Here is a 25,531-nt window from a genome sequence, read left to right as displayed (position 1 = left end):
GTCACGCCTCCTTCGCGGCCTGCTTCAAGGCTGCGCGGATGCGGTTATACGTGCCGCAACGGCAGATATTGCCCGCCATGCCGGCGTCGATGTCGGCGTCGCTTGGCCTGGGATTCTGTGTGAGCAGCGAGGCCGCCTGCATCACCTGTCCGGACTGACAGTAGCCGCACTGCACGACGTCGAGTTCGCGCCACGCCACCTGGACCCGCTTGCCGACGGGTGTATCGCCGATGGCTTCGATCGTCGTGATCTTTCTGTCGCCGACAGCCGCAATGGGCAGCACACACGAGCGCACGGCAACGCCGTCCAGATGAACCGTGCACGCGCCGCACTGCGCGATGCCGCAACCGAATTTGGTCCCCGTCAGACCGATGATGTCGCGCAGCACCCAGAGCACAGGCATGTCGGGCGGCGCATCGATATCGTGCGACTGACCGTTGACGTTGAGTTGGGTCATCTGATTGCTCCCATGCGTGCTGCCTGATTGTTCGCCGACCAGTTCATACGCGCCCGTCCTGTCGGACCGAGCGCGTGTCGCTGTTTACAGTTGACGCACCACCATCAGGCGCAATTCCGTCATGTCCTCGATTGCGTAGCGCACGCCTTCCCGTCCGATACCAGAGTCCTTGACACCGCCATAGGGCATGTTGTCGACGCGGAACGACGACACATCGTTGATCACCACACCGCCCACATCCAGTTCGTCCCAGGCGAGATGCGTATGCGCAAGCGAGTCAGTGAAGACACCTGCCTGCAAGCCGAAATCGCTGTCGTTGACCGTCTTGATGGCGCGCTCGAAGTCGTCGAATTTTTCGAGGATCGCAATCGGGCCGAACGCTTCCTTGCGATACAGATCGGTGTCGTGCCCGACGTTCTCCAGCAGCGTCGCCTCGAACATCGCGCCATCGACCCTGCCGCCCGCGATGATCTTCGCGCCCGCCCCGACCGCCCTTTCCATCCAGCCCGCGAGCCGCCGCGATTCAGACAGGGAGATCATCGGCCCGACGAACGTGTCTTCGTTCTTCGGGTCGCCCATCTTCAACGACTTCGTCTTCGCGATCAGCTTCTCGCGCAGCGCATCGTAGACCGATGCGTGCACGAGAATGCGCTGCACGCCAATACAGCTTTGCCCCGACTGATAGAACGCGCCGAACGCGAGACGCTCGACGACATAGTCGAGCTTGTCGCCCTGGTCGCCATCGACGATGACAGCCGCATTGCCGCCCAGTTCGAGCACGACCTTCTTCTTGCCGGCTCGCGCCTTCAGATCCCAGCCAACAACGGGTGAACCGGTAAATGACATGAGCTTGAAGCGTTCGTCGGTGGTGAAAAGATCGGCGCCGTCACGATGGGCCGGGAGAATCGAGAATCCGCCCTTCGGGAGATCGGTTTGAGCCAGCACGTCACCGATGATCAACGCACCGATGGGCGTGCGGCTTGCAGGCTTCAGCACGAACGGCACGCCTGCTGCGAGCGCCGGTGCGACCTTGTGCGCCGCAAGATTGAGCGGAAAATTGAATGGCGAGATGAACGAGCACGGGCCGATCGGCACCCGCTTCACGTAAGCGTGATAACCCATTGCACGCTGTGAGATCTCGAGATTCAGAATTTCCCCGCCAATGCGCACCGACTCTTCCGCTGCTACCTTGAATGTATCGATGAGCCGTGAGACTTCGCCGCGGGCATCCTTGATCGGCTTGCCCGCTTCGATGCACAGCGCCATCGCGAGTTCATCGAAACGCTCACGAAAGCGCGCGACGCAATGTTCCAGCACGGCTTGACGTTTGAACGGCGGAAACGCGCGCATCTCGGGCGTTGCTTCGACGGCGAAGCCAATCGCCTTGTCGATCGCTTTAGCGTCAGCCAGCGCAACACGGGTTGCCACTTCGCCACTGAACTTGTCGGTCACTTCGAGATCGGTATTCGCCGCGACGGCTTCATTGGCGAGGTAATACGGATAACTCTTCTGCAACATGACGCGCTCCCCTTCTGTCGACATGATCACGCATCGAGAGTAATCAGCGCGTGCATGGGTGTCTTTCCAGAAAAGCGTGCGGATATTCAGTATCCACGGATCGACCCGACCAGCATGCGACCGTTACGCCTTTATCGTCTGGCACTGAGCGTGATCGTGCACGTCATGCCCATCGCGAGATGGATGCCCTTTGGCACGCTGTCCAGATGAATGCGCACGGGTACGCGTTGCGCAAGGCGCACCCAGGTGAAAATCGGATCGACGTTGGCGAGCAGCTCGCCTGAACCCGTTGGATTGTCCCGATCCACGATCCCGCTCGCGATACTGTCGACGTGTCCGCCAATATCGACGTTGCCGCCGAGCAGGCGCACGACTGCGTGATCGCCGACGTGCACACCCTGGATCTTCGTCTCTTCGAAATAGCCATAAACCCAGTACGAGTTCGAATCTATCATCGCGATGCGCGCCACGCCCGCGCTCGAATAGTCGCCTGGATACAGGTTGAGATTTACGATGTAGCCATCGGTCGGCGCACGGACTTCGCTTCGCACCAGATCGAGATGCGCCGTTTCCCTGCGGGCAAGCGCCCCTTTCAGCGCTGCTTGCGCTGCCGTATAGGCGGCCCGAGCAGCCTCCAGCGACGACTGCGATTGCCGCGACTGCAATGCATAGTCCGTCCGGATTTCTTCCGATACGACGTCGCCCGACAGCTTTTCCCGCCGGGACGCCTGGTTCTTGCGCATTTTTGATTCGTACAGGCTCGCGTTCATCTGCGACTCGGCCTGTTGCAACTGCGCCGTTGCTCGCGCGACGTCCGCATCGGCCTGATCGACGGCGTACCTGAACCGGTCGGGATCGAGCACGTAGAGCACATCGCCCTTGCGCACCCACTGGTTATCCTTGACGCGAACTTCCTTGACCAGTCCCGAGACATCGGTAGAAAGATTGATGACGTTTGCGCGGACGCGTCCGTCGCGCGTCCACGGTGAATACATATAGCGCAACCAGATTGCGTGCATGAGCCACAGGGCGATCATCACCGCGACCAGCGTCATGGCGATTCGAATGAGATACTGCTTATTCATCTTTCGCCCCCGTTCGCTGTAGATGACGCCCCTTGCGCGGCTCGCGGTCATGTTCTTTGGACCAGTAGCGCGACACCGCAAAACAGCACGGCAAACAGCGCGACTCTGAACAGCCCCGGGTGCCATGCAAGCCGATAAACACCCCACCTTGCGAGCAGCAGATCCAATGCGATGAAAGCGAACACGCACGCAACGAGTACAAGCAACAGGACGGGCGCAAAGAATCCGAACAGCTCAATTTCGACGGGCATCGTCTTCACCTCGATCGATATTCGCTGGCGCGGCATCGACATCGGCGCCGCCGCCAAGCGCCTTCATCAGTAGCACCCATGCATCGACCCGCTGGGCTCGGATCAGCGCGAGATCCCGCTGTTGTTGAAGCATGACTTTCTGTGCAACCAGTACGTCGAGATACTCCGTAATGCCACCGCGATAGCCACGGTTCGCAAGATCGTATGAACGCATCGATGATTTCAGTGCGACATAGGCAGAGGTCTCCTGCTCCTTGAGTGACCTCAGCAATGTCACCTGTTGCGCGACGTTTTGCATCGCCGACAACACGGTATCGTTGTACTTCAACACGGCATCGTCGTATTCAGCCGTTGCGACGCCAAAGCGGCCGCGACGGCGCCCCGCGTCGAAGATCGGCAACGACCCCGCCAACCCGACGCTATGCCCCACCGCATCGCTGTTGATGAAATTGAAAAACCCGCCGAATGGCGCCACGGAAGCAAGCGACGCGCTCGCGACGAGATTGATGTTGGGATAGAAGTCCGCGTGCGCGGCCTCTACCTTTTTCGCCGCTTCCGCTGCGCGCCAGCGCTGTGCGACGACATCGGCACGATGCCCGATGATTTCCGCCGGCAGCGAGGTCGGCAGCGCGACGCTAACATCAGACGGCAAAGCCGGACGCGTCAACTCGTCGCCAAAGCCCGGCCCTGCGCCGACGAGATACGCAATCTGAAGCCGGGCGAGAGCGATATCGTCCCTGGCCCGAAGAATATCGGTAATGCCAGCCTCATACTGTGTTCTTGCCTGGCTTTCATCGATTTCGCCGACAATTCCGGCTTGACGGCGCCTCGTGGCGATATCGAGATTGCGCCGCTCCTCTTCATTGATCGACTGGTAGATGTCGAGCAGAGCGTGCTGAAGCGCGAGCTGCGTATAGGTGCGAGCCACGGCAACCTGTAGTTCCACTTTCGCGAATTGTGCATCGGCTGCCGATGCCTGCACCGCGTCGAGCGCGCCCTTTTCGATGGCGCGATTTTTTCCCCAAAGATCGAGGTCGTAAGAGAGCGTGACCGCCGCCGAGTTGTCCCAGACCGTCGTTCCGCCAGGCGGCGCTGGCGTTGCGTAGCGCGGGAAACGGGTGCGCGCAAGCGCAGCGTCACCCTCGACATCCGGCAGTTCATTGGCCCGCAGCGCGCGCGCCTGCCAGATCGCGGCCGTCACGCGCGACCTGACAATCGCCAATGTCGGGCTCCCTGCGACCGCCTGCGCCATCAGCCGGTCGAGTTGCGGGTCGTGCCAGGCGCGCCACCATTCCTTCGTGGGCCAATTCGCGTCGCTTTGAGTCTCGCGCAGCGCAGCGCCGGCGTCGATCGATGCCGGGTCGATGAATGATGCTTCCGGCTTGATGCCGGCACCGCTAATGCAACTCACAAGGAACGGCAACGTCAGAGTCAGGACGAGTGGGAGGCTCAATACGTCGTACATGTGTCGAACGGGCGCTTTCATGACGCGATGGCCTGAATCTTCGCTGCGCCCGGCAATTGGTCCATCAAGGCGGCTCGCGTGGAATAGAGTCCTGCTCGCATTTCGAATATCGCGCGGCTGCTGCCCGTCGACCGCAAGCCCGCATGCCTTCTTAGCAGGTCGAGCACATGTTCGGTTTGAGAGAGTGCTGCTTCTAGTGCACCGACGTCATCTTTTGCTGCCACACATTCCATTGCGTACAGCCATTCGCGCTGCGCTGCTTCCCATGCGCGTGGCAACGCATTCGCTTCCGATTCAGCCAATGCCCTGACATGATTTAACGCGTTGGCAATCCAGAGCTGGCCGAAAGCCCATTTCGCGCTCTTCTCGCGATACGCCTGCGACACGCCCGGCACAGTCACGATACGCACAATTAGATCGCGCATCGACATACCCAATTGCCTCGATGTCCCTGCATCAACCGGAGCGGTCGCAGCATGCGACAGAACGTCCCCGATGCGCCGCGCGTATTGCTTCGTTAGCCATTCGCCTTCCTTGAGCGCGACGAGGGAAAACGCGATCGCCGCCACGCCGATCCCGATCAGCAAGCCAAATCCGCGATCAAGAAGATAAGGCGGATCATAAACGGCCACGTTCGTTGGCGTCAGGAGGTAACACAGGTAAATGCTGAAGCCCGCGCCCATGCTCGCGAAGCGTGGAAACGTGGCGGCGTAGCTGCTGAAGAACAACAGGATGCCAAAGCACAGCGCCAGTAGCGAAACGTCACCAAAGCCGGGCATCAGTATAAAGTTGACGACGAAACCCACCACGCACGCGATTGCACAGCCTGCGAAGGCTTGCCAGCTCGCGGCGACGGGTGTTGCGCTCAGTGAAAAAAATCCGCTCGTGATGCCCGCGGACACGACGGCAATGTATCCGTTGGTCCACCCCGAGGCGATCCACGCTGCCCCGACAGTGCCCGTCGCGACAGCCGCGCGCAGTCCCGACAGCAACGCCGACAGACCACTGCACCGGATCGGTGCATTACGCATGAATGCAATGGCTTGCACAATCGGCAACGACAACTGGATCTTCGGCGGACTCAGTACGATGCTGGATGCGCAGCAGAACTCGTATAGCGAAGTCGTTGCCGTATAGACTTGGGCTCCTGCCATTTCTATCAAACGGAAATCATCGCTATCGGCACTCACCTTGCCTAGCTGGAGCCCCACTAGTTCGGGCAATGCGTCTTTTATCGAAGAGAGCCGGCTCTGAAGTTCGTTCAACCGGTACTCGCTCTGCTGAACATCGGCATCCTCGATGACTGTAACATTCGCTAGCAAAGCGAACATGCTGTTGATCTCATCCCGCACCTCGACACGGAGATGCTGTGTGAGATGCCTCGCACGGTCCAACGCGTAGAGGCGTGTGACCGCGTCAAGGAAAGTGCTATCGAGCGTTGTCAATGCATCATTGCGCAGACGCATCTCGGGATCTTCGAACACGGCAGCCGTGCGCAATTCCTCGATCGACACACTCTCGTGTATGAGCTTCATGTAGTTTCCGACGGGATCGTCTGTACTATTGCCCAAAGCTGCGGCGCGTAGCGCGGGCAACAGTTTGGCCAATGCGGTTTGCCGCCAGATGACCAATGCAGGGACGACTCTCTGTGGAAACACGAGCGCGCTCACGAGACTGCCCGTCGCAACGCCTATCATGACCTCGCTGACGATGTGAATCAGGTTCGTGACGACGTCATACGGAACGGACCATTCGGGGATAGTCGTAATGCACGCAGCGTAGCCCGACAGCACAAAGCCATACGACTGATAATTCTTGTAGTAAGACGACCCCGCAACGAACAGCCCCACCCATATCGACAGGCCGACGATAAACAACGACGGTTGCTGCGAAAAAAGGCTGATCAGCGTCAATCCGGCGAAACTTCCACACGCGATCCCCAGCATCCGATAGAAGCCGCGCGCAATGACCATTCCGCTGCGCTGCTGCAACATCACGATTACAGCGGACACCATCGATGTTCCGGGCGCTCTCAGTTCCAGCCGCATGCAGATCAGCATGCTCAGGATGATCGCCAACGCAGCTTTGAATGCATGCAGAAAACGCGGGAAATCATCGTTTCGATAGACAACGGCCTCTTTCAAAAGACCACGGAGAGTCGCAATCATGTCCGTTCGACCTTGTCGCATCGAATTTTTGTGGGATGCCGCCGCCTATGCCGACCGTATCGCCTGACGCGGTGCGCGGTTCATATTAACGCTGCGGATTTGCCCATTCTTTCGCCTCCGCACGGAAATTTTCCACAGCAAACTAGGATTCGATATGCGTTTGATGTGAATGCTACGGTGGATTCATATAGACGTTAGTCGCGCGCTACTTGTTCTCCATCGGCAAGTCTTCTATCGCGAATCCCTCGTTAATCTCCGCTTGAAGATGCTCTAGGGTCGAGGCATGCAATCACTCAATGCCCGAATGTAAATAACGTGTGTTCAGAAAAGACGTCGCAATCTCGCGTCCTGGACAATGCATTCGACGGACAATACGGCGGGCTCATGCACGCGCTGTGCCGATTTGCAGATTTCAACCCGACACGAGGGAGAATCGCTATGTCTTCCATCAAGAACTCGATCATCGTCGTGGTCGTTACGGCGGTTATGGCTGGCGTGGCGCCCGCTTATGCACAGACCGACACTGCAGCAGCGAGTGCCGCCACTGCTCCACCGACTAAAAAAGCGATCAGAAAGCAGAATCACCAACTGGAAATAAAGGTACGACATGCGTTGACCGCGACCAAGCATCTCGACTCTTCCGGCGTCATGATTCTGGCTCGCGGCGGCGAAGTCACATTGCTGGGTGAGGTACCGGATGCTTCGCAAATACAGACAGCGGGATCGGCTGCCAGCAAGGTCGCGGGCGTGACGGGCGTGACAAACGACCTACACGTTTCCGAACCCGGCAATTGAAGCATCGAGATTGATGGGATTGTCGTGAGTGGGACCGCGATTCCATGGTCCCAGATAGCATTTCCGGAGTCGATCATGAAACGAGCATTGTTTGCGGGACTCATCATCGCTGCAACGGCGACTTCCGTCGCCCCTTCTGCGTTCGGGAGCGGATATGGGCCAGCGCCATTCTATCGGCCCTATGTCGGCGCACCGGCATCGCAGAGCGGCCAGAACTCGCAGACGCTCGCGGTTGAGCGTATGAACGAACGAAGCAGTTACGCGGGCGATGTCGGTGGCGTTGCTGCGTCAAGCTCAGATATGGGCGAAAGCGCAAAGCAGTCGAGCCAAGCCTGGACTTTCCGGCATCACTGATTATTCTTTCGCGCTTTTATCGTTCGACCATGCGCCGATGGCGTCTTCTTCCTCGGATAGGCTATGCCCAACGCTCTGTTTGATGAATTCGACAAACGTTCTGATCTTCGCTTCAAGGTATTGTCGTGACGGGTATATCGCGTAGACAAAGCGTGGATGCGTGGAAAGTTCCGGCAGGACGCGCACCAGACTCCCGAGGCGCAAGTCCTCCATAACCGAGTACACGGACAACAAGCCGATACCTGCGCCTGCCCGTAAAGCAACAGACATCGCTTCATGATCATTGACTGAGAAATACGAATCCGATGGCGTGAAAACGAACTCTTCGGAAGCGCTGCACAGAATCCAGTCGTCCGATGGATAGGGCGGCGTATTGATGCGCACACAGGTGTGCCGAGAGAGATCATCGAGCGTTTCAGGCGCGCCGCTTCTGGCGATGTAGTCCGCCGATGCAACGAGAACTGAACGGCTCGAACCAATGATCTGCGCGACATTCGCCGAGTCGGGCAGCGTAATCGCAGAGAAAATCGACACGTCGATCGCGTCGCTGACCAGATCCGGCATGTCCTGAGTGAGGGTCAGCTCCACGCAAACGGACGGATGCTCCTTTCGATACGCGATGATCGCCGTTGTCACGTGTTTTTGACCGAGACCGGGAATCGAGTGCACCCTCAACACGCCACGCGGCTCGCTTATCGCTTCGCGCGCTTCCGCATCGGCGTAGTCGACTTCTTCGAGGATTTTCTTGCATCTCGTGTAGTAGCGTTGACCGGATTCCGTCACCGCGAGACGCCTTGTTGTTCGCTGTATGAGCCGCGTAGAGAGATCCTGTTCGAGTTCCGTGACCGCTCTCGATACGTTACCGGTAGTGCTGTTCAGCTGTCTGGCCACATTCGTGAAGCTGCCCATTTCGACCACCCGTGCAAAAACTCGCATGTTCCGAAGCTTGTCCATACGCACCTCTTTGGATGGGTAACTCCGTCTGAATTGACAGGTACGTGCATTTCGCTTTCTCGTCATCGATCAAACGATCCACATGAGAGAGATTGCCATTGTTGTTGATGAAAATCGATCTGATATGAAACGTGATTTTTTCAATGCGCACGGATATGTGTATGTTCCAGACGTCTTTATCAGCGGCGGAAGCGGTAATGCCGTGTATAGCCTCTGCGTCACGGTATTCAAGTGTCTTCATTCTTAACGTGGACTCACCAACACACTAGAACTAACGGTCGACTCAAGCGATCTATACTCGGCAAATGATTTGCAATATGGCAAGCGAACGAGCGGAAGCAGAAAGCAGGCGGCGCATGCAAAGGTGCTGATTTTTCTGGATCGGGAGGGCGGCGACATGTCGAGTTACCGTGAAGCAAACACAGAAGCGCCCGCTACGGTTCAGGCTGACCAGTCCGATGATATCGCACTCAAACGCGTGATGGAAACGATCATGCGCATGGTCCTTGTCAGCACGGGTGCCACCGTGTGTCAATTGATGTTCCGTGCAGAGAGCGGCTTGTGTGTGCGGGCACGAGCGAAACAGGAGCACGACATCGTCGTCGAATTCGGCTCATCGATCAAACCGGAACCACTCAGCCTTTTTATCGGACATTCAGTACTGCGCACCGGGATGACATCAATGGTCGATGCGAGAGCTCAATGCAATCAACTGAACAGCGGCAACATTGCTCAAGATTGCCTTCCGCATACCGGATTCGGCCTTCCGCTATATTGCGAGCACGATCTCATCGCTGTTCTCTACCTGCAAAGCAACGAATCTAATGCCGCCTTTTCCGCCGATACGCGTGCCCTGATAGAACGCATGGCGTCGCAAATCGGTACTTCTCTCGCACATGCAATCGTGAAGCCGGCACACGACGCTCAGAAGCACCCTTTGGGTTACACAGAAAATCAATTGCATCATGCACGCGACGAACTGTTCGAGGCATTTTGCGAAACGAACATGGGCGAACTTCTCGCGTCGATCATTCACGAACTGAGCCAACCGCTCAGCGCTATCGACGCCTCGACAGGCGCCGGGCTCCGTTGGCTCCAGCGCGATGTGCCCAACCTCGATGAGGTCAAGGTCAGCCTTGACAAGGTTCGAAGCTGCACGGCAAGAGCGAAAAAATCGATTGACGAACTTCGCGCGCTGATCCGGCAGCCTGATCGATCGTTCCAGAGATTTGATATCCACGCTGCGATACGCGAAGTGGTGCTGCTATCACGCAAGCGCATCGACGATCATCGCGCAGAAGTCACGCTCACCGGCATGGATAACATACGATCCGTGCTGGGTGATCGCCTGCAGATTCAACAGGTCGTCCAGCATCTTCTGGCCAACGCGCTCGATGCAATGTCTCACGTCACCGACCGCGCGCGGGTGGTCACGATTTCATCGGAAGCCGGACGCGGACAAGCGATCGTCATTTCTGTCGCCGACTCAGGGCTCGGCATTTCTCAGGAGCGCAGAGAGAAGCTGTTTCTCCCTTTCGTGACCACGAAAACGCTTGGTATGGGAATTGGCCTATCCGTGTGCAAGAGAATCATCGAAGCACACGGCGGTGAACTATGGCACGACAACGCCGAGCCTCACGGAAGCCGGTTTTCGTTCATGCTGGATCGCGTTGGCGACGACTATGATAGCGACACCGTGTCTCACTCGCCGCCCGAGCCTTAGCGATCAGCGCCTTCCCACGATGCGGACTCGGATGGCGCAACGGCGAGTCCCAGCAGTTTTGCTTTCTGGATGAACTCTCCGAGCGTCTTCACTCCGAGGCGCTTCATGCCTTCCCCGCGGTATATCTTCACAGTGATTTCGCTGACGCCGAGTTCACTGGCTATCTGTTTATTCAGCATGCCGCGCGCGATACGATGCATCACCTGTTTTTGCCGCGGTGTCAGCTCGATCCAGCGGTCCTGCAGGTCTTGCAAGGCCGACGCATCGGCCAGCCTCAAGCGGTCCAGGCTGATCGCTTCCGCGATCGCGTCGAGTAGATCCTGATCACGCAATGGTTTCGTGAGGAAATCCACCGCGCCCGCCTTCATTGCCTTGACGGTCATGACGATGTCGCCGTACCCAGTCAGGAAAATCACTGGATGAGACACGCCGCGTCGTGCAAGCTCCTGCTGCACCATCAGACCACTTTGGCCTTTGAGACGAACGTCGAGCACGATACACGCGGGTGCGTCATTCAGAGCTCCGTCTTTCAGCGCCTCGATCAACGCTTCTCCGTTGGAGAAGACGCTAGCCTTGGTGCCAACCGATCTCAACAATTGCTGCAGCGCGTCGCGCACGTCTTCGTCGTCGTCGACGATGAACACGGTTGGATTTTCGGTTGCACGCTGACCCGCCAGATTGCCGTTCACTGTCTTGTCCCGTGAAACGATCCCAATCTAATACTACTCACCGCCGCGCAGCAGGACCACTTTATTTTCCGAATAATGCGTCTGGAGACAGATAAAAATTCCCGAAGGCACCCTCATTTACATACACGCTGAGCGCATGTTTAATGCGGCAGACTAATGTGCGAAGAATCGCGTCTGTGCCTCTCCACTTAATCAACCGACGACAGCGTTTCACCCGGCGGCGTCTAGCGCCGGCTCTTCTGCATATCGGCGCACATCTTCGGCGGAACACGGCCCGCAGCGCTGCTCGAGCAACGGTGGCAGCGAAGCGGCGCGCGCTTCCACCGCCGACGCGAGCACCATTGCCGTCACGTTGCGCGGCGCGGGACGCGCCGGGCGTGGACGGAAGATGTCGTCTCCCGGTTCGATCGCGGCGCCTGTCATTGCGCAGCGGCCCGACACACGCGCACGCGCGGCTACCCATAGCTGCTCGCGATAGCAGCACTTTGTCGGATCACGCCAATCGAGCACGACGGTCAATGCACTTGGTCGATCGATGACGCTCACGCTTGGTTCCCATGTCGCGGCGTTGCTCTCGGTGGGCGCCCTGCGCCGTGGAGGCTGGTCAATGGGCTCTTCAATCGTGCACGGTGGATCCGAAGGCAAAGACAGAAGATTGATTGTCCGGGTCCACGGATCGACGAGGTTTGCGTCTAGCAGCATCTGCGCCTCCATTCGACACTTGCATTCCGATGTCGGCGGAATCACGAAGCGTGAGCCGCTGACACAGCCTCCCCTTCAAACGGGGCCGCGCGCTGTCGCGGAGATGATCCGTCGCGGTCGTGGTGCGGATCAAACGCGATTTCGGCTTCGGGCGGGCCTTGCGGGCGCACTGCATGAAGCGAACGCGGCCCATTCAAGATATCGCCGCATCGCGAGCGATGCCAGACCTACAAAGGGTTGCGCCTCGTGAGGAAAATGGCTGGACCTTATACTTTTGGTTAGTGAGCCTTGACGGAGTGCTTCGTGACAGGCACGGAAGTCAGGTGCGGCGCGCCCGGGGATTCACACCCAGCACCTGCGCGTGGCGAACCAGTTCAACCACTGATCGCGCACCCATCTTGCGCATCACCTGGCCGCGATGCAGCTTGATCGTGATTTCACTGAGGTGCATTTCATCCGCGATCTGCTTGTTGAGCAGCCCGGCAAGCACATACTCGAGGACGTCGCGCTCTTTGGGCGTCAACGATTCGTACCGGCCGCGCAATTCGGCAATGGAAGACTCGAATGCCAGACGTTCGGCATCGCGACGCAGCGCCTGGGTGACAGCGTCGAGCATATCCTGCTCGCGGAAAGGCTTGGAGAAGAAATCCATCGCCCCCGCCTTCATCGCCTTGACCGACATCTCGACGTCTGGAAAACCTGTGATGAAAAGAATCGGAATATGGGGCGCGAGATTTGCGATCGACTGCTGGAAAGCGAGTCCGCTTTCACTGCGCAGCCGCACATCGAGGATCAGGCAACTTGGAATATTCTCTCGACGAAACGCGATGAATTCGACTGGGGAGCTGAAGGCTTCGACGCGATGCCCCACCGAGCGCAACAGACTGCCTAGCGACTCCCTCACGTCTTCATCGTCGTCGATGATGTAGACGATCGACGGCGTCAGCGAACCGTCGCCATCACCCGAAGTCGATTTGCCGGTGGTCGTCATTTGCATCCCCTCTCACAACATTTGTCGTCCAATTATCCGCTCGATGCGGGTGTTGCGCCGGACGGCTCCAAATGCAACGCTTCACGTCGTAAGGGCCGGTTTCGTTGACTGTCGCTGCTCTGTCAATACACGGGCGATCGCTTGGCACCGATATTGATTACACCTTGCCTGCAAGGTCTTACATAAACCATGCGTATTTTTATACCAATGTATGGTTACCGCACCGAAGGGGGCCTATTATTCTAGAAAAATAACCGTCCACACCAACAGGGTCGCCGTGCAGTCCACCTGTGAAACCCGTCCGAGGGGCTTCCGTGACGCCTACCGCTATTGTTTCGATAGTAGAAGATGACGAATCGGTTCGAGAGGCGATCGAGAATCTCATTCGCTCCATAGGGTGGGATGTCGCCTCTTTCGATTGCGCCGATGCGTTCCTTCGCTCTGGCGCCGCCCGGAATACGCGATTGCTGATCTCGGATGTCACCATGCCGGGGATGTCGGGCATTGAAATGCACGCGCAACTGGCTTCCGGAGGAATCGCGCCTCCAACGATTTTCATCACGGGATATCCGAATGTGCAGGACGAGGCCGTGGCGCTTGCCAACGGTGCGATTGCATACCTGGAAAAGCCTCTCGATTCGAACGTGATACTCGCCAGGATTCAGCAAGCGGTGGGTAAGCCATAGCTGCGTGCACGAATGTAACACTGCAGGGCCCGTCGCCCGAGATGGCACGACGCTGCTCACGTCCAAATCTATACGACGGTATAGGGTTCCGATGCCACCTTAAGGCGCGCCCATACCGCAGTACTATTTTCCCGCACCGGTTTGTCGCGCTAGTGTGTTGCCATCGAGAGCACTCGCATTCCGGGCAGACCTTACACCTTTCCCTCTCGAGGAACCTTCGACCCCGACGTCTCCAAAGCGGAAAGTCGATCTCTGAAACTGGCGGCACAAATCTTTGAGCGACGCCGTACTTTCTTGCGACGCACGCACGTACCTCTGGAAAAGAGCGTGTTACGTCCCGGAACACAGGCGCGCGTGGTTAAAGGTGATTTCGATGGATGCCAATGCGCTCGATCTTTCACGGCTTCAGTTCGCCTTCACAGTCTCCTTCCACATCATGTTTCCGGCACTCAGCATAGGGCTGGCCAGCTTTCTGGCAGTGCTCGAAGGCTGCTACCTGAAAACGGGCAAACCGCACTACAAGGAACTGTGCATTTACTGGTCCAGGATCTTCGCCGTTGGTTTCGGAATGGGCGTGGTGTCCGGCGTTGTCATGGCCTATGAGTTCGGGACCAACTGGTCCGGTTTCTCCAGCTTCGCAGGACCGATCACCGGTCCGCTTCTGACCTATGAGGTGATGACCGCCTTTTTCCTGGAGGCAGGGTTTCTTGGAATCATGCTCTTCGGCTGGCAAAAAGTGGGACCGAAGGCCCATTTCGCCGCCACGGTACTGGTCGCGATCGGCACGCTGATTTCGACCTTCTGGATATTGTCCTCGAATAGCTGGATGCAAACGCCGCAAGGCTTTTCCGTCGAGCACGGACACGTCGTGCCTGCCGACTGGTTCGCCGTGGTTTTCAACCCATCTTTTCCGTATCGGCTGGCGCATATGACGATGGCCGCCTTTATCGTCGCCGCGCTTATCGTCGCAGCAACGGGAGGCTGGCATCTGCTGCACGGACGCCGCGATCCCGAAGTGAAAACGATGTACTCGATGGCGCTGTGGTTGCTGCTGTTTCTTGCCCCCATCCAGGCGTTCGTCGGCGATCAGCACGGGCTGAACACGCGTCATTACCAACCGGCAAAGATCGCCGCTATCGAAGGGCTGTGGGAGACCGAGAAAGGCGGCACTGCGCTGAACCTCATTGGCTTTCCCGACATGCAGGCCGAAGAAACCCGCTACGCAATCAAGATACCGCATCTCGGCAGTCTGATTCTTACGCACAGCTGGGATGGCGAAATTCGTGGACTGAAGGAATTTCCCAAAGAAGATCGTCCGAACTCATCGCTCATTTTCTGGACGTTTCGCATCATGGCGGGTCTTGGCGTGTTGATGATATTGACTGCGATCGTCGGCGTCATCCTGCGCAAAGGCAGCATGCTTTTCGAGTTCCGTCCTTACCAATGGCTCACGGTGCTGATGGGACCGGCGGGCATCGTCTCGCTGATTGCAGGCTGGATCACCACCGAGGCCGGCCGCCAACCCTGGGTCGTCTACGGTGTGCTGCGAACGAAAGATGCCGTCTCGCCCGTGACAGCACAAAGCGCCGGCGTGTCCCTGCTTGTCTTCGTGATGGTCTACTTTCTCGTGTTCGGCACGGGCATCTACTACATCATGAAGCTCATTCACGCCGGACCGGGGCATGCGGAGCATGACACGCCAGCGCCAGAACCCGTCGATCCTGCACAAGCGACCGGGCGGCGTCCTCTCGCCGCCGCAACGGAATAGTTCCCCGCAATCCATATCCTTCACGCACCCGGAGCATCGCATGGACGTCACCGTAGTTTGGGCCGCCATCATCGCACTCGGCCTCTTTATGTACATTGCTCTTGACGGGTTCGACTTGGGCATCGGAATGATCTTTCCGTTCTTCCCGGTCGACAGCGAGAGAGACATGATGATGCATAGCATCGCGCCCGTCTGGGACGGCAATGAAACCTGGCTGGTGTTGGGAGGGGCAGCGTTGTTCGCGGCTTTTCCGATGGTCTATTCGGTCGCTCTATCCGGACTTTATCTGCCGGTTACGTTCATGCTGGTATGCCTGATCTTTCGTGGCGTATCGTTCGAAGTCCGCGGCAAGGCCAGTCGCACGAAGAACATGTGGAGCCTTGCGTTCATTTGCGGTTCCGCAGGCGCTGCGTTTTTTCAAGGTGTGATTCTGGGCGCCTATCTCCACGGCATTCCCGTGAGGAACGGAGTCTTTTCCGGCGATCCGTTCTTTTGGGTGACACCGTTCAGCTTTTTTACGGGTATGGGTTTGATGGTCACCTATGCGCTGCAAGGGGCGACTTATCTGGTGCTCAAGACAGATGGCGAGTTTCAGGATCGCCTCCGTGCGCTGGTATGGCCGCTGACGATCGCCTTGCTCGGGTTTATCGTAGCCGTCAGTATCTGGACACCGCTGACTGATGCGCAGATTGCAGCGCGCTGGTTCGAATCATCGTTTCGCTACAGGTTGTATCCCGTGCCCTTCCTCGTCGCAATCACAACTGCGCTGATGTACATCGCGGTAAAACGCGGCTCGGATCTTGCGCCGTTTGTGTTGTGCCTGGTTCTCATTTTGCTTGGCTACATCGGCCTTCTGATCAGCATATGGCCTTATGCCATACCCAACAGCGTCACCCTCTGGGACGCTGCGTCGCCTCGGACGAGCCAGCTTTTTGCCCTTGTCGGTGCGGTGATCATCATCCCGATCATCGTGGTGTACACCACTGCTGGCTATTGGGTTTTCCGCGGAAAACTGGAAGCGGGAAGCCAATACCATTGAAGGGGATCAATCATGTCCAATCCAACTTCCGACTCCGAGTCCACGACGGTCGGCAAACGCATGATGTGGTTTGTCATTCTTTGGCTAGTCGGGTTCGCTGGAACCATGCTGCTCGCCATGCCTTTTCACTTCCTCGTTGCAGCAGCGATGCATCATTGACGTCCTCGCACTCTGGCGTTGTTGAAAGATCTAATCGATTTTTCGCCACGTTCGGCAGTGCGCGATAAATATTGCGCTCTGGTATGAGACTCAAACGCGAATCGCCGGCGGACCGCGCCGCCGGCTTCCGATCGATCACAATACTTCATACGCCTCGCGCCGCTACGCTCTCGGATCTGCCGTGTTTGGCCCGCCACCGATGAGGTGTGTCATCGACGTGACGTCGAAACACCGTTGTGAAATGAGCCTGGGTACGAAATCCAACGCTGAACGCGATATCGGCAACGGTCGATCTCGTGGTGGCAAGCAGCGTCTTCGCGTGTTCGACCCGTCTGCGCAAGATGAAGGTATGAGGAGAAGTCCCCGTCGCGGCTCTGAACCGCGCGGCAAAATGCATCGGCGAGAGTCCGACTGCGCCGCCTAATTCCGCCAAGGTCAAGCTTCCGTCAATTCGCTGGTCGATGAAGTCGATCGCAATCTTGACACGCCATGCTTCGAGAGGCGACACGGACGAAGGCCGGGCCGGCTTGATCGATGCGCGCGCGGCGATGTTTTCCAGCAACCTGGCGAGGATGGACAGCGTGATGCCGTCTGCGTAAAGCGAACTCGTCGAAGCACGACCGTGCACGGCGCGCAAGAGCGTGCCTGTGAGCTTGATAACGACGGAATCCCGGACGTGCAGCGGCGCTGCTGCGAACGACGACGTTACATTCGGCGCCTCTGCGTCGTCGAGCCACTCCGTCATCCAACGCGCAGGCACGTATACATGCAGGAAATCAGCCGGCGTGTGAAACGTGCCGCTCACCTCCACGCCGGACGGCAGGACGAGTGCTGCCCCGCGATCAAGCACGCCGTCGTAGAACGGCTTTCCATTGGACACGACCGCGACAACCGACTGCCGCAAACACAGGGCAACAAGCATGTGTTCAGAGTCGATGGTCTCGTTCCAGATTCGCGGTGATTCGCTTGTCCATCTCGACGCGACGAATGAGTCCGCCCTGTGCAGCGTCTGACGGTCGATTTGCAGTTCAGCGCCCAGCATGCCGTTGCGCCCGTTACCTTCCGGCTCGAGGCATGGACTGCGTGTGTCAATTCCTGACGGGTAAGAAACGACCTTTGTCGGCTCGGTGTATGAACCGATAGCAAGTGATTCGTGCATGGATCTTCCCTCTGTTTCCGCTCAGAAGTAGCGCGAGGACACTCCGCGCCGAATGATGCAGAACTGTTCGCGTACGCAACCCGAATGCTCGCCCGGCAAAGCGCGGGAGGTACGTGTAAAAGATAGCGTCACCCGAGGAAGGCGAATAGTCTACGGCGGTATGGAACGGCCCTGGGTATCCCTCCAGACCCTAAACGAAAGTATGGGTGAAGGGACATCGCGTCGGGAGCTCAATCCGGCGTAAGCATGTGAGGCTTCACGCGCGTTGCCGCTAGTACTCGACCGCAAGTGCCGACTGCACGCCGTCCATCCCGGCGCGCGATCGAGTCAGCGGCGCCATCGCTATGCGATTCGCGACGGGTATTGCGCCAATCGACGTCGGTGAAAAGAGGCCACGCCGATCCATGTCGAAACTCCTTGATTGCGTAAAGGGCTAAGAAAACTTATAACACCCAGCTCTCACGCAGAGCTCGTACCGGTTCAGATAGAAAAAATCTACGTTGAAGTGACAACACATGCCGGTATGACGCAGCGACTCATCCACGCCGATGGGCAACGACTGTGTTTTTCGAAAGATCGTGCGTTCCCGGAATACATGTCAGCCGACATCGGGGACGATGTAGGAGAATGCGGGAGTGTCCTGTCCCCAACAATGCCGTGTGACATCGGTTTAGGAAACATTCATGGATAGCCTGACACGACGGCAGTTCCTGAAGATCTCGGCTGCGACACTCGCCAGTTCGAGCGTCGCACTGTTGGGCTTTTCTCCAGGCGCCGCGATAGCAGAAGTTCGTCAATACAAGCTGAGCCGGACAACTGAGGTACGAAACACCTGCACGTACTGCTCGGTAGGGTGTGGCATCCTGATGTACGCGCTGGGCGACAATGCGAAGAACGCGAAAGGCAGCATCATTCACATCGAGGGCGACCCCGATCATCCCGTCAATCGAGGCACGTTGTGCCCGAAAGGCGCCAGCCTTCTCGACATCATTCACAGCGAATCGCGTCTTACCGTCCCGGAATACCGTGCGCCCGGATCGGACAAATGGACGCCAATCTCATGGGATGACGCGTTCGATCGCATCGCGAAACTGCTTAAAGCAGATCGGGATGCGAACTTCGTTCATACGACCCCGGAAGGAAAAACAGTCAACCGGTGGGTGACGACGGGTCTTCTCGCCGCTTCCGCCGCGAGTAACGAAGCCGGGTATCTGACGCACAAAGTGGCCCGCAGTCTGGGAATGCTCGCATTCGATAATCAGGCACGTGTCTGACACGGCCCGACGGTGGCAGGTCTTGCCCCGACGTTTGGCCTCGGTTCGATGACAAACCATTGGGTCGATATCCGGAATGCGGATGTGATTCTCGTGATGGGCGGCAATGCGGCGGAGGCACATCCTTGCGGCTTCAAATGGGTCCTGGAGGCGAAAGCGCATCGTGGTGCGCGGCTGATCGTGGTCGATCCGCGCTACACGCGTACCGCGTCGGTCGCGGATTACTATGCGCCGATCCGCACCGGCACGGACATCGCTTTTCTGGGCGGCGTCATCAACTACCTGCTGACCACAGGAAAGATCCAGCACGAATACGTCCGCAACTACACGGATTTCAGTTTCATCGTCCGGCGTGACTTCGAGTTCAAACAGGGTCTTTACTCGGGCTATGACGCGGAAAAGCGCGCCTACGAGAAAAGTACATGGGACTACCAGTACGGCGAAGATGGCTACGTCAAGAGTGACGCGACGCTTTCTCATCCGCGCTGCGTCTACCAACTGATGAAGACTCACTTCGCCAGGTACACGCCCGAAATGGTGGAGAAGATTTGCGGTACACCCAGAGAAAAATTTTTGCACGTCTGTGAGGTTCTCGCCAGCACCGCGTCGCCCGATCGGGCAGGAACACTACTCTATGCACTTGGTTGGACGCACCATTCGATCGGCGCCCAGATTATCCGCACGGGCGCGATGGTGCAGTTGCTGCTGGGGAACATCGGCATCGCGGGCGGCGGTGTCAACGCGCTGCGCGGACACTCCAATATCCAGGGACTAACGGACCTTGGGCTTTTGAGCGAAATGCTTCCGGGATACATGGTGCTCCCCACTGAGGACGATCAGGACTATGACGCCTATATCCGTAAGCACACGCTCAAGCCGCTGCGCCCCAACCAGCTGAGCTTCTACCAGAACTATCCCGCCTTCTTCGTGAGCATGATGAAGTCGTGGTGGGGTGATGCGGCAACCAAAGAGAACAATTGGGCTTACGACTATCTCCCGAAGCCTGACAAGACCTATGACATCATTCAGATCGTTGAACTGATGGTAGAGGGCAAGATGACGGGCTACATCTGCCAGGGCTTCAACATGATCGCTTCCGCGCCGAACAAGTCGAAAGTCTTCGAAGGGTTGAGCAAGCTCAAATGGCTCGTGGTCATGGATCCTCTGGCGACGGAAACGTCAGAGTTCTGGAAAAACTACGGCGAGTTCAACAACGCCGACTCGTCGAAAATAGAAACGGAGGTCTTCCGGCTTCCGACCACCTGCTTTGCGGAAGAAAACGGCTCGGTCGTCAGTTCGTCGCGAGTGCTTCAATGGCACTGGAAAGGTGCTGAACCGCCCGGTGAAGCACTCGGCGATGTTGAGATCATGTCGAACATCTTTACGAGGATGCGAGAGATGTATCGCACGCAAGGCGGTGCGTATCCCGAGCCGATACTCAAGCTCAGCTGGCCGTATGTCGATCCCGCGAGCCCCACGCCTGAAGAACTGGCGAAAGAGTACAACGGCTCGGTAGTGAGCGACATCGTCGATTCGAACAGGAAGGCGGTGCTGAAAGCGGGACAACAACTCTCTGGTTTCTCCCAGCTCCGGGACGACGGGAGTACCGCGAGCGGTTGCTGGATCTTCTGCGGATCGTGGACAGAGGAAGGCAACATGATGGCGCGCCGCGACAACAGCGATCCGACCAGTATTGGACAGAGTCTGGGATGGGCATGGGCATGGCCGGAAAACCGCCGCATCCTGTACAACCGCGCCTCATGCGATATCAACGGACAGCCCTTCGATCCCTCGCGAAAGATCATCCGATGGGATGGAAAGAAATGGGATGGCGCCGATATTCCAGACTACAAGGAAGACGAGGCACCTGCTCTCGGAATGGGCCCATTCATCATGAACCCGGAAGGCGTGGCGCGCTTCTTCGCCCGGGCACAGATGAATGAGGGACCCTTTCCCGAACACTATGAACCCTTTGAAACACCACTTGGATTCAATCCGTTGCATCCGGATCGACCGGATGTGACGAACAATCCGGCCGCAAGAGTTTTTCCATCTGATCGAGCCAATTTCGGCGCGGCCCGCGAGTTTCCCCACACGGCGACGACTTATCGTCTCACCGAGCATTTCCACTTCTGGACGAAGCATGCGCGACTAAATGCAATTATTCAACCAGCGCAGTTCGTCGAAATCAGTGAGGAACTTGCTCAGCAAATCGGCGTAGTCGCCGGCGACCGCGTGAAAGTATCGTCGAAGCGCGGATACATCATTGCCAATTCCGTAGTCACGAAGCGGATGAAGCCGCTCATCATCGACGGCAGGAAAGTCGAGACGGTTGGTGTTCCCCTGCACTGGGGATACAAAGGTGTGGCGAAGCCTGGATATCTCGCCAATACGCTGACGCCATCGGTAGGAGATGCGAACACGCAAACTCCCGAATTCAAATCATTTCTCGTGAAAGTCGAAAAAGTTTGAGGACAAACCATGGCTTTGCAATCGCTGGATATCAAACGTCTGTCGGCCACGACCGTTTTGCCGCCGGGGGATCGAAGCCCGGTCACAGGCACGGTCGCCAAGCTCATTGACGTGTCCAAATGCATCGGTTGCAAGGCGTGTCAGACCGCGTGCATGGAGTGGAACGATCTGAGAGACGAAGTCGGCGACAACATCGGCGTCTATGACAACCCACGCGACCTGACAGAGCATTCATGGACGGTGATTCGCTTTACGGAATACGTCAATCCGAAGGGCGATCTCGAGTGGCTCATCCGTAAAGACGGATGCATGCATTGCGCCGACCCCGGCTGTCTGAAAGCTTGTCCGTCTCCCGGCGCGATTGTTCAATACACGAATGGAATTGTGGACTTTCACGAAGAGAACTGCATCGGTTGCGGATACTGCATCGCGGGTTGCCCGTTCAACATCCCGCGTGTCTCGAAGACGGAGCATCGTGTGTACAAGTGCACGCTTTGCTCCGACCGCGTTTCCGTGGGCCAGGAGCCCGCGTGTGCGAAGACATGTCCGACTGGCGCAATCATGTTCGGCACCAAGGAGGATATGAAGGCCCAAGCCTCCGACCGCATCAGGGATCTCAAAGACCGGGGATTCGAGCACGCCGGTCTGTACGACCCGCAAGCAGTAGGCGGTACGCACGTGATGTACGTGCTGCATCATGCGGATCAGCCGTCGCTCTATCACGGGTTGCCCGACAAGCCAAGGATCGACCCGATGGTCGTGCTATGGAAAGGAATCGCCAAACCTATGGCGCTTGCCATCCTTTTCCTGACGGTGATTACCACCTTTTTCCATTACATCAGGATAGGTCCCAACAAAGTCCACCCCGCTGATGACGAGGCCGCCCGCGCCGACATGGAAGCATATAAGGAGGACAGCGATGAGCGACGGTAAGTGGACTCACGACAATCTGATCGAGCGCCACAACGCAAACGAACGCACGATCCACTGGATTACCGCGATCAGCTTCGTCTTGTTGGCGCTCTCTGGATTGGCGTTGTTTCATCCCGCGATGTTCTGGGTATCTAACCTGTTCGGCGGCGGGCAATGGCTACGCATCCTGCATCCGTTCATTGGCCTCGTGATGTTCTCTTCGTTTTCGTGCCTTGCACTGCGCTATTGGCATCACAATCTGATCGAGATGAATGACATTCGGTGGCTCATGCATATCATCGACATTCTCAACAATCGCGAGGAAAACGTGCCGGAGGTCGGGCGATACAATGCCGGCCAGAAAATGTTGTTCTGGACACTACTGCCCTGCATGATCGTGCTATTGCTTTCCGGAGTCGCCATCTGGCGACGCTATTTCTCAGGCTATTTTCCGATCGATGTGGTTCGGCTTGGCGCCCTTGCGCATGCGGCCGCCGCCTTTGTCCTGATTACGGCGATTCTTGTTCACATCTACGCCGGCATATGGATTCAGGGAACGCTCGGCGCCATGCTTCACGGCTATGTCACGCCGGGGTGGGCAAGAAAGCATCATCCACGCTGGTTCCGCTCGCTTTTGAAATCAAGAAGCACACACTAGTGTGGTGTTTCTCAACGGCCTGCCGAACCGCGCGGGCCGTTGCATCACATACGGTGAATCGATCGCGGTAAATCAGGTGCCGGCTTGATCCACTACATCCACCCCATGCACAACGACCGCCGTGCGCTCTGCAAGCTCATTGATACGGGACAGGTAGTTCTGGAAATGTGGCGTGGCCCGATGTGAGACGATGGCGTCATCGTTTCTATAGAGCTCGTCAAGCACGAAACGGCCACGGTTATCACTGTCCTGCCATAGATCGTAGCGAAGGTTGCCCGCCTCCGCGCGCGACAGCGGCACCATGCCACGCAGCAATGTTTCGAGTTCGCTCTCGCGTCCCTCTTTAGCGGTCAATATGGCGACGATCTTCACTGTTGAAGTCACTTGTCTATCTCCTTTTGGAAGCCGTGAACGTTCAGCCAGACTGCACCGGGATGCCCGAGCCTGGCGCTTACCCATTTGTAGCATACGAGCGGCGTTCAGCGAGTACGCCATGAATCTGCGCCACGACTGCCGCACCTTCACCTACTGCTGCGGATACACGTTTGATCGAGTCCGCTCGCGCATCACCAATCGCAAAGACTCCGTTCACACTAGTTTCGAGGGTGTGTTTGCCAGCGTCAAAACCACCGCGCGCCTCTGCTCCTGTCAGCACAAAACCTTTGGCATCGGTGCGCACGCCGCAACCCTTCAACCATCTGGTGTTGGGTTCAGCGCCCGTGAAAAGGAAAAGATGCCTGACTGAAAATGAAAAAGGACCACTCGGTCCTTTGCACCTGATCCCGGATAACCCGACGGCATCGTCCGACAAGGAAAGGACGTGCGTGTCTGTATAGAGCGTGACGTTCGGTAGCCGGGCGATCCGGTCGATCAGGTACTGCGACATGTGCTCGTCGAGGCTATGTCCGCGGATGAGCAAGTGCACGCGCTCTGCATGAGACGCGAGATAAACGACACCCTGCCCCGCAGAGTTTCCACCGCCGACGACGACGATTTCCAGCCCTCTGCACAACTTCGCCTCCACCGGCGAGGTGCCGAAGAATACGCCGCGGCCCGTTAGCCGTTGGAGTCCTTCAATGGCCGGCTTCACATACGCGGCACCCGACGCGATAACTACGGTGTGCGTTGCGACACGCTTTCCATTTTCGAGTTCGACTTCGAGCGGCGTGCACTCGCATCTGAGTATATTGATGCGCGTAGGAATCGAAATGTGCACGCCAAATTTCTGGACCTGCACAAAGGCTCGCCCCGTCAGCGCCTGCCCGGAAATGCCTGCAGGAAATCCCAAATAGTTCTCGATGCGTGCACTCGTTCCCGCTTGCCCGCCCGGTCCCCAACTGTCGAAGATTGCTACTGATAGACCTTCCGACGCCGCATAGACTGCGGCAGCGAGCCCCGCTGGACCTGCTCCGACAATGACCGTATCGTACACATGCGTTGGATCGAACTCGGGCAACCAGCCAAGCGCTGTCGCGACGCGATTCTCATCGGGAGCGCGCAACACCGTCCCATCCGGACAGATCACAATCGGGAAGTCGCGGGGTGTCGCCGAAATGCGTTGAAGCACCGCAACGGTTTCGGGGTCGTCGTGCCCATCGATCAGCGAATACGGATAGGAGTTTCGTCTCAGCAAATCCTGCAAGGCGATCAGTCGCGCGTCTGTCGAATGCCCGATCAGTACAGGGCCGCTACCCCGCTCGATCAATCCCACGCGGCGCAATATCAATGCACGCATGATCTTTTCGCCGAGTTCTGCCTCCATCACAAGCAGCCTGCGCAGATCGATCGATTCGATCACGATTGCTGTCGTGTCTTCGACGACGACGCCGTCTCCAAGACAGGGATGACCGAACAGTTGCGCGATCTCGCCAAGAAACTGGCCCGGTCGATACTCGAAGACACGATGCACTCTGCCGACGGCATCACGTCGAATCACCTTGACGAGTCCCTTCAACATCACCACAAGACCGGGGCTAGGGTGCCCCATGGAGAACATGACGTCTCCCGCCATCCATTGCACTTCTTTGCCGAATGCGCGCGTCCTGTCGACTTCCCGCTCCGGAAGAAACGGGAACATCTGATCCTTCCGGTTCGTGATCACAGAGACGGCAACATCCGATTCGATCGCATTGACGAAACTCAGATTTGGACCGCTTGACGCTTCATTCTGCGAGCTACGATCGCTATCCATGGACATGTCTCCAGAGCCGGCTTCGATAAGTCAACTTACACTACTGAAATCCCGTTAGACA

Annotated in this window: 24 protein-coding genes; 11 read left to right on the top strand and 13 right to left on the bottom strand. The window is 57.5% G+C overall.

Annotation, left to right across the window (positions count from 1 at the left end):
• Window position 1: 1 nt before the first annotated feature.
• The 6 genes from J8I87_RS07465 to J8I87_RS07440 all read right to left on the bottom strand — a co-directional run bounded on the left by J8I87_RS07465 (window position 2) and on the right by J8I87_RS07440 (window position 6,818).
• A complete protein-coding gene (locus J8I87_RS07465; RefSeq protein ID WP_209930798.1) occupies window positions 2–457 on the bottom strand; it encodes a (2Fe-2S)-binding protein in 456 nt (151 codons plus the stop codon).
• 84 nt (window positions 458–541) lie between these two features.
• Window positions 542–1,975, bottom strand: coding sequence for an aldehyde dehydrogenase family protein (locus tag J8I87_RS07460; protein ID WP_209930797.1), 1,434 nt, complete (start codon window positions 1,973–1,975; stop codon window positions 542–544).
• Window positions 1,976–2,106: 131 nt separating this feature from the next.
• The gene (locus J8I87_RS07455) at window positions 2,107–3,060 is read right to left on the bottom strand and encodes an HlyD family secretion protein (RefSeq protein ID WP_209930796.1); all 954 of its coding nucleotides are present in this window, start codon (window positions 3,058–3,060) and stop codon (window positions 2,107–2,109) included.
• 47 nt (window positions 3,061–3,107) lie between these two features.
• Window positions 3,108–3,311, bottom strand: a complete 204-nt coding sequence (locus tag J8I87_RS07450; RefSeq protein WP_209930795.1) for a DUF1656 domain-containing protein — start codon at window positions 3,309–3,311, stop codon at window positions 3,108–3,110.
• Window positions 3,295–4,797 (bottom strand): efflux transporter outer membrane subunit, encoded by a 1,503-nt coding sequence (locus J8I87_RS07445; protein ID WP_209930794.1) that lies wholly within the window; start codon window positions 4,795–4,797, stop codon window positions 3,295–3,297. The genes J8I87_RS07450 and J8I87_RS07445 overlap by 17 nt, the downstream gene beginning before the upstream one ends.
• Window positions 4,794–6,818, bottom strand: coding sequence for an FUSC family protein (locus J8I87_RS07440; RefSeq protein WP_245253772.1), 2,025 nt, complete (start codon window positions 6,816–6,818; stop codon window positions 4,794–4,796). Before J8I87_RS07440 ends, J8I87_RS07445 begins: the two co-directional genes overlap by 4 nt.
• On the opposite strand from J8I87_RS07440, the gene J8I87_RS44515 reads away from it, so the two are divergent.
• The 3 genes from J8I87_RS44515 (at window position 6,742) to J8I87_RS44510 (ending at window position 8,093) form a co-directional block, all read left to right on the top strand.
• Window positions 6,742–6,903: a hypothetical protein gene (locus tag J8I87_RS44515; protein ID WP_245253777.1), complete on the top strand. Its 162-nt coding sequence runs from the start codon at window positions 6,742–6,744 to the stop codon at window positions 6,901–6,903. The genes J8I87_RS07440 and J8I87_RS44515 overlap by 77 nt on opposite strands.
• 479 nt (window positions 6,904–7,382) lie before the next feature.
• On the top strand, window positions 7,383–7,739 hold the full coding sequence (locus tag J8I87_RS07435) for a BON domain-containing protein (protein ID WP_245253753.1): 357 nt from the start codon (window positions 7,383–7,385) through the stop codon (window positions 7,737–7,739).
• A gap of 75 nt (window positions 7,740–7,814) precedes the next feature.
• The gene (locus tag J8I87_RS44510; RefSeq protein ID WP_245253752.1) at window positions 7,815–8,093 is read left to right on the top strand and encodes a hypothetical protein; all 279 of its coding nucleotides are present in this window, start codon (window positions 7,815–7,817) and stop codon (window positions 8,091–8,093) included.
• On the opposite strand, the gene J8I87_RS07430 is transcribed toward J8I87_RS44510, so the two are convergent.
• Complete coding sequence (locus J8I87_RS07430) at window positions 8,094–9,047, bottom strand: LysR family transcriptional regulator (protein WP_209930833.1); 954 nt, start codon at window positions 9,045–9,047, stop codon at window positions 8,094–8,096. It abuts the gene before it with no gap.
• 310 nt (window positions 9,048–9,357) lie between these two features.
• On the opposite strand from J8I87_RS07430, the gene J8I87_RS07425 reads away from it, so the two are divergent.
• Window positions 9,358–10,770, top strand: coding sequence for an ATP-binding protein (locus tag J8I87_RS07425; protein WP_209930792.1), 1,413 nt, complete (start codon window positions 9,358–9,360; stop codon window positions 10,768–10,770).
• Here the strand turns inward: J8I87_RS07425 and J8I87_RS07420 are convergent.
• The 3 genes from J8I87_RS07420 to J8I87_RS07410 form a co-directional block, all read right to left on the bottom strand.
• Entirely contained in the window at window positions 10,767–11,459 is a 693-nt protein-coding gene (locus tag J8I87_RS07420) for a response regulator transcription factor (protein WP_313064143.1), read from the bottom strand. The two genes, J8I87_RS07425 and J8I87_RS07420, sit on opposite strands and share 4 nt — an antisense overlap.
• A 210-nt stretch (window positions 11,460–11,669) precedes the next feature.
• Window positions 11,670–12,161 carry a DUF3331 domain-containing protein gene (locus J8I87_RS07415; protein WP_245253750.1) on the bottom strand — a complete coding sequence of 164 codons (492 nt, stop codon included), beginning with the start codon at window positions 12,159–12,161 and terminating at the stop codon, window positions 11,670–11,672.
• Between the two features lie 319 nt (window positions 12,162–12,480).
• The gene (locus J8I87_RS07410; RefSeq protein ID WP_209930790.1) at window positions 12,481–13,152 is read right to left on the bottom strand and encodes a response regulator transcription factor; all 672 of its coding nucleotides are present in this window, start codon (window positions 13,150–13,152) and stop codon (window positions 12,481–12,483) included.
• A 314-nt stretch (window positions 13,153–13,466) separates the two neighbouring features.
• Between J8I87_RS07410 and J8I87_RS07405 the strand changes: the two genes are divergently transcribed.
• The 4 genes from J8I87_RS07405 (at window position 13,467) to J8I87_RS07390 (ending at window position 16,804) form a co-directional block, all read left to right on the top strand.
• The gene (locus J8I87_RS07405; protein ID WP_209930789.1) at window positions 13,467–13,838 is read left to right on the top strand and encodes a response regulator transcription factor; all 372 of its coding nucleotides are present in this window, start codon (window positions 13,467–13,469) and stop codon (window positions 13,836–13,838) included.
• Between the two features lie 373 nt (window positions 13,839–14,211).
• Window positions 14,212–15,606 (top strand): cytochrome ubiquinol oxidase subunit I, encoded by a 1,395-nt coding sequence (locus J8I87_RS07400; RefSeq protein WP_209930788.1) that lies wholly within the window; start codon window positions 14,212–14,214, stop codon window positions 15,604–15,606.
• Window positions 15,607–15,646: 40 nt separating this feature from the next.
• Window positions 15,647–16,645 carry a cytochrome d ubiquinol oxidase subunit II gene (gene cydB, locus J8I87_RS07395; protein ID WP_209930787.1) on the top strand — a complete coding sequence of 333 codons (999 nt, stop codon included), beginning with the start codon at window positions 15,647–15,649 and terminating at the stop codon, window positions 16,643–16,645.
• A gap of 12 nt (window positions 16,646–16,657) precedes the next feature.
• Window positions 16,658–16,804: a hypothetical protein gene (locus tag J8I87_RS07390; RefSeq protein WP_209930786.1), complete on the top strand. Its 147-nt coding sequence runs from the start codon at window positions 16,658–16,660 to the stop codon at window positions 16,802–16,804.
• A gap of 145 nt (window positions 16,805–16,949) precedes the next feature.
• Here the strand turns inward: J8I87_RS07390 and J8I87_RS07385 are convergent, their stop codons facing one another.
• Window positions 16,950–17,726 carry a helix-turn-helix domain-containing protein gene (locus tag J8I87_RS07385; RefSeq protein WP_209930785.1) on the bottom strand — a complete coding sequence of 259 codons (777 nt, stop codon included), beginning with the start codon at window positions 17,724–17,726 and terminating at the stop codon, window positions 16,950–16,952.
• A gap of 920 nt (window positions 17,727–18,646) precedes the next feature.
• Here J8I87_RS07385 and fdnG point away from each other — a divergent pair.
• The 3 genes from fdnG to J8I87_RS07370 are packed head-to-tail and all read left to right on the top strand — an operon-like array spanning window position 18,647 to window position 23,279.
• Window positions 18,647–21,709, top strand: a complete 3,063-nt coding sequence (gene fdnG, locus J8I87_RS07380; RefSeq protein WP_209930784.1) for a formate dehydrogenase-N subunit alpha — start codon at window positions 18,647–18,649, stop codon at window positions 21,707–21,709.
• A 9-nt stretch (window positions 21,710–21,718) separates the two neighbouring features.
• Entirely contained in the window at window positions 21,719–22,642 is a 924-nt protein-coding gene (gene fdxH / locus J8I87_RS07375) for a formate dehydrogenase subunit beta (RefSeq protein ID WP_209930783.1), read from the top strand.
• A complete protein-coding gene (locus J8I87_RS07370; RefSeq protein ID WP_209930782.1) occupies window positions 22,629–23,279 on the top strand; it encodes a formate dehydrogenase subunit gamma in 651 nt (216 codons plus the stop codon). The genes fdxH and J8I87_RS07370 overlap by 14 nt, the downstream gene beginning before the upstream one ends.
• 72 nt (window positions 23,280–23,351) lie before the next feature.
• Here the strand turns inward: J8I87_RS07370 and J8I87_RS07365 are convergent, their stop codons facing one another.
• On the bottom strand, window positions 23,352–23,663 hold the full coding sequence (locus tag J8I87_RS07365; RefSeq protein ID WP_209930781.1) for a putative quinol monooxygenase: 312 nt from the start codon (window positions 23,661–23,663) through the stop codon (window positions 23,352–23,354).
• A gap of 67 nt (window positions 23,664–23,730) precedes the next feature.
• Window positions 23,731–25,470: an FAD-dependent oxidoreductase gene (locus tag J8I87_RS07360; RefSeq protein WP_209930831.1), complete on the bottom strand. Its 1,740-nt coding sequence runs from the start codon at window positions 25,468–25,470 to the stop codon at window positions 23,731–23,733.
• Window positions 25,471–25,531 lie beyond the last annotated feature (61 nt).

Origin of the sequence: Paraburkholderia sp. LEh10 (assembly GCF_017814945.1) — a bacterium.
GTDB lineage: Bacteria > Pseudomonadota > Gammaproteobacteria > Burkholderiales > Burkholderiaceae > Paraburkholderia.
The sequence above is the reverse complement of the archived record's forward strand: the minus strand, read 5'-3'. Positions and strand labels throughout refer to the sequence as shown.

Coding starts and splice junctions, on each gene's coding strand:
- cydB (WP_209930787.1), top strand. CDS start 15,647: ATGGACGTCACCGTAGTTTGGGCCGCCATCATCGCACTCGGCCTCTTT.
- J8I87_RS07385 (WP_209930785.1), bottom strand. CDS start 17,726: ATGCTTGTTGCCCTGTGTTTGCGGCAGTCGGTTGTCGCGGTCGTGTCC.
- J8I87_RS07400 (WP_209930788.1), top strand. CDS start 14,212: ATGGATGCCAATGCGCTCGATCTTTCACGGCTTCAGTTCGCCTTCACA.
- J8I87_RS07360 (WP_209930831.1), bottom strand. CDS start 25,470: ATGGATAGCGATCGTAGCTCGCAGAATGAAGCGTCAAGCGGTCCAAAT.
- J8I87_RS07450 (WP_209930795.1), bottom strand. CDS start 3,311: ATGCCCGTCGAAATTGAGCTGTTCGGATTCTTTGCGCCCGTCCTGTTG.
- J8I87_RS44510 (WP_245253752.1), top strand. CDS start 7,815: ATGAAACGAGCATTGTTTGCGGGACTCATCATCGCTGCAACGGCGACT.
- J8I87_RS44515 (WP_245253777.1), top strand. CDS start 6,742: ATGACCATTCCGCTGCGCTGCTGCAACATCACGATTACAGCGGACACC.
- J8I87_RS07455 (WP_209930796.1), bottom strand. CDS start 3,060: ATGAATAAGCAGTATCTCATTCGAATCGCCATGACGCTGGTCGCGGTG.
- fdxH (WP_209930783.1), top strand. CDS start 21,719: ATGGCTTTGCAATCGCTGGATATCAAACGTCTGTCGGCCACGACCGTT.
- J8I87_RS07435 (WP_245253753.1), top strand. CDS start 7,383: ATGTCTTCCATCAAGAACTCGATCATCGTCGTGGTCGTTACGGCGGTT.
- J8I87_RS07465 (WP_209930798.1), bottom strand. CDS start 457: ATGACCCAACTCAACGTCAACGGTCAGTCGCACGATATCGATGCGCCG.
- J8I87_RS07410 (WP_209930790.1), bottom strand. CDS start 13,152: ATGACGACCACCGGCAAATCGACTTCGGGTGATGGCGACGGTTCGCTG.
- J8I87_RS07370 (WP_209930782.1), top strand. CDS start 22,629: ATGAGCGACGGTAAGTGGACTCACGACAATCTGATCGAGCGCCACAAC.
- J8I87_RS07390 (WP_209930786.1), top strand. CDS start 16,658: ATGTCCAATCCAACTTCCGACTCCGAGTCCACGACGGTCGGCAAACGC.
- J8I87_RS07445 (WP_209930794.1), bottom strand. CDS start 4,797: ATGAAAGCGCCCGTTCGACACATGTACGACGTATTGAGCCTCCCACTC.
- J8I87_RS07460 (WP_209930797.1), bottom strand. CDS start 1,975: ATGTTGCAGAAGAGTTATCCGTATTACCTCGCCAATGAAGCCGTCGCG.
- J8I87_RS07430 (WP_209930833.1), bottom strand. CDS start 9,047: ATGGACAAGCTTCGGAACATGCGAGTTTTTGCACGGGTGGTCGAAATG.
- J8I87_RS07415 (WP_245253750.1), bottom strand. CDS start 12,161: ATGCTGCTAGACGCAAACCTCGTCGATCCGTGGACCCGGACAATCAAT.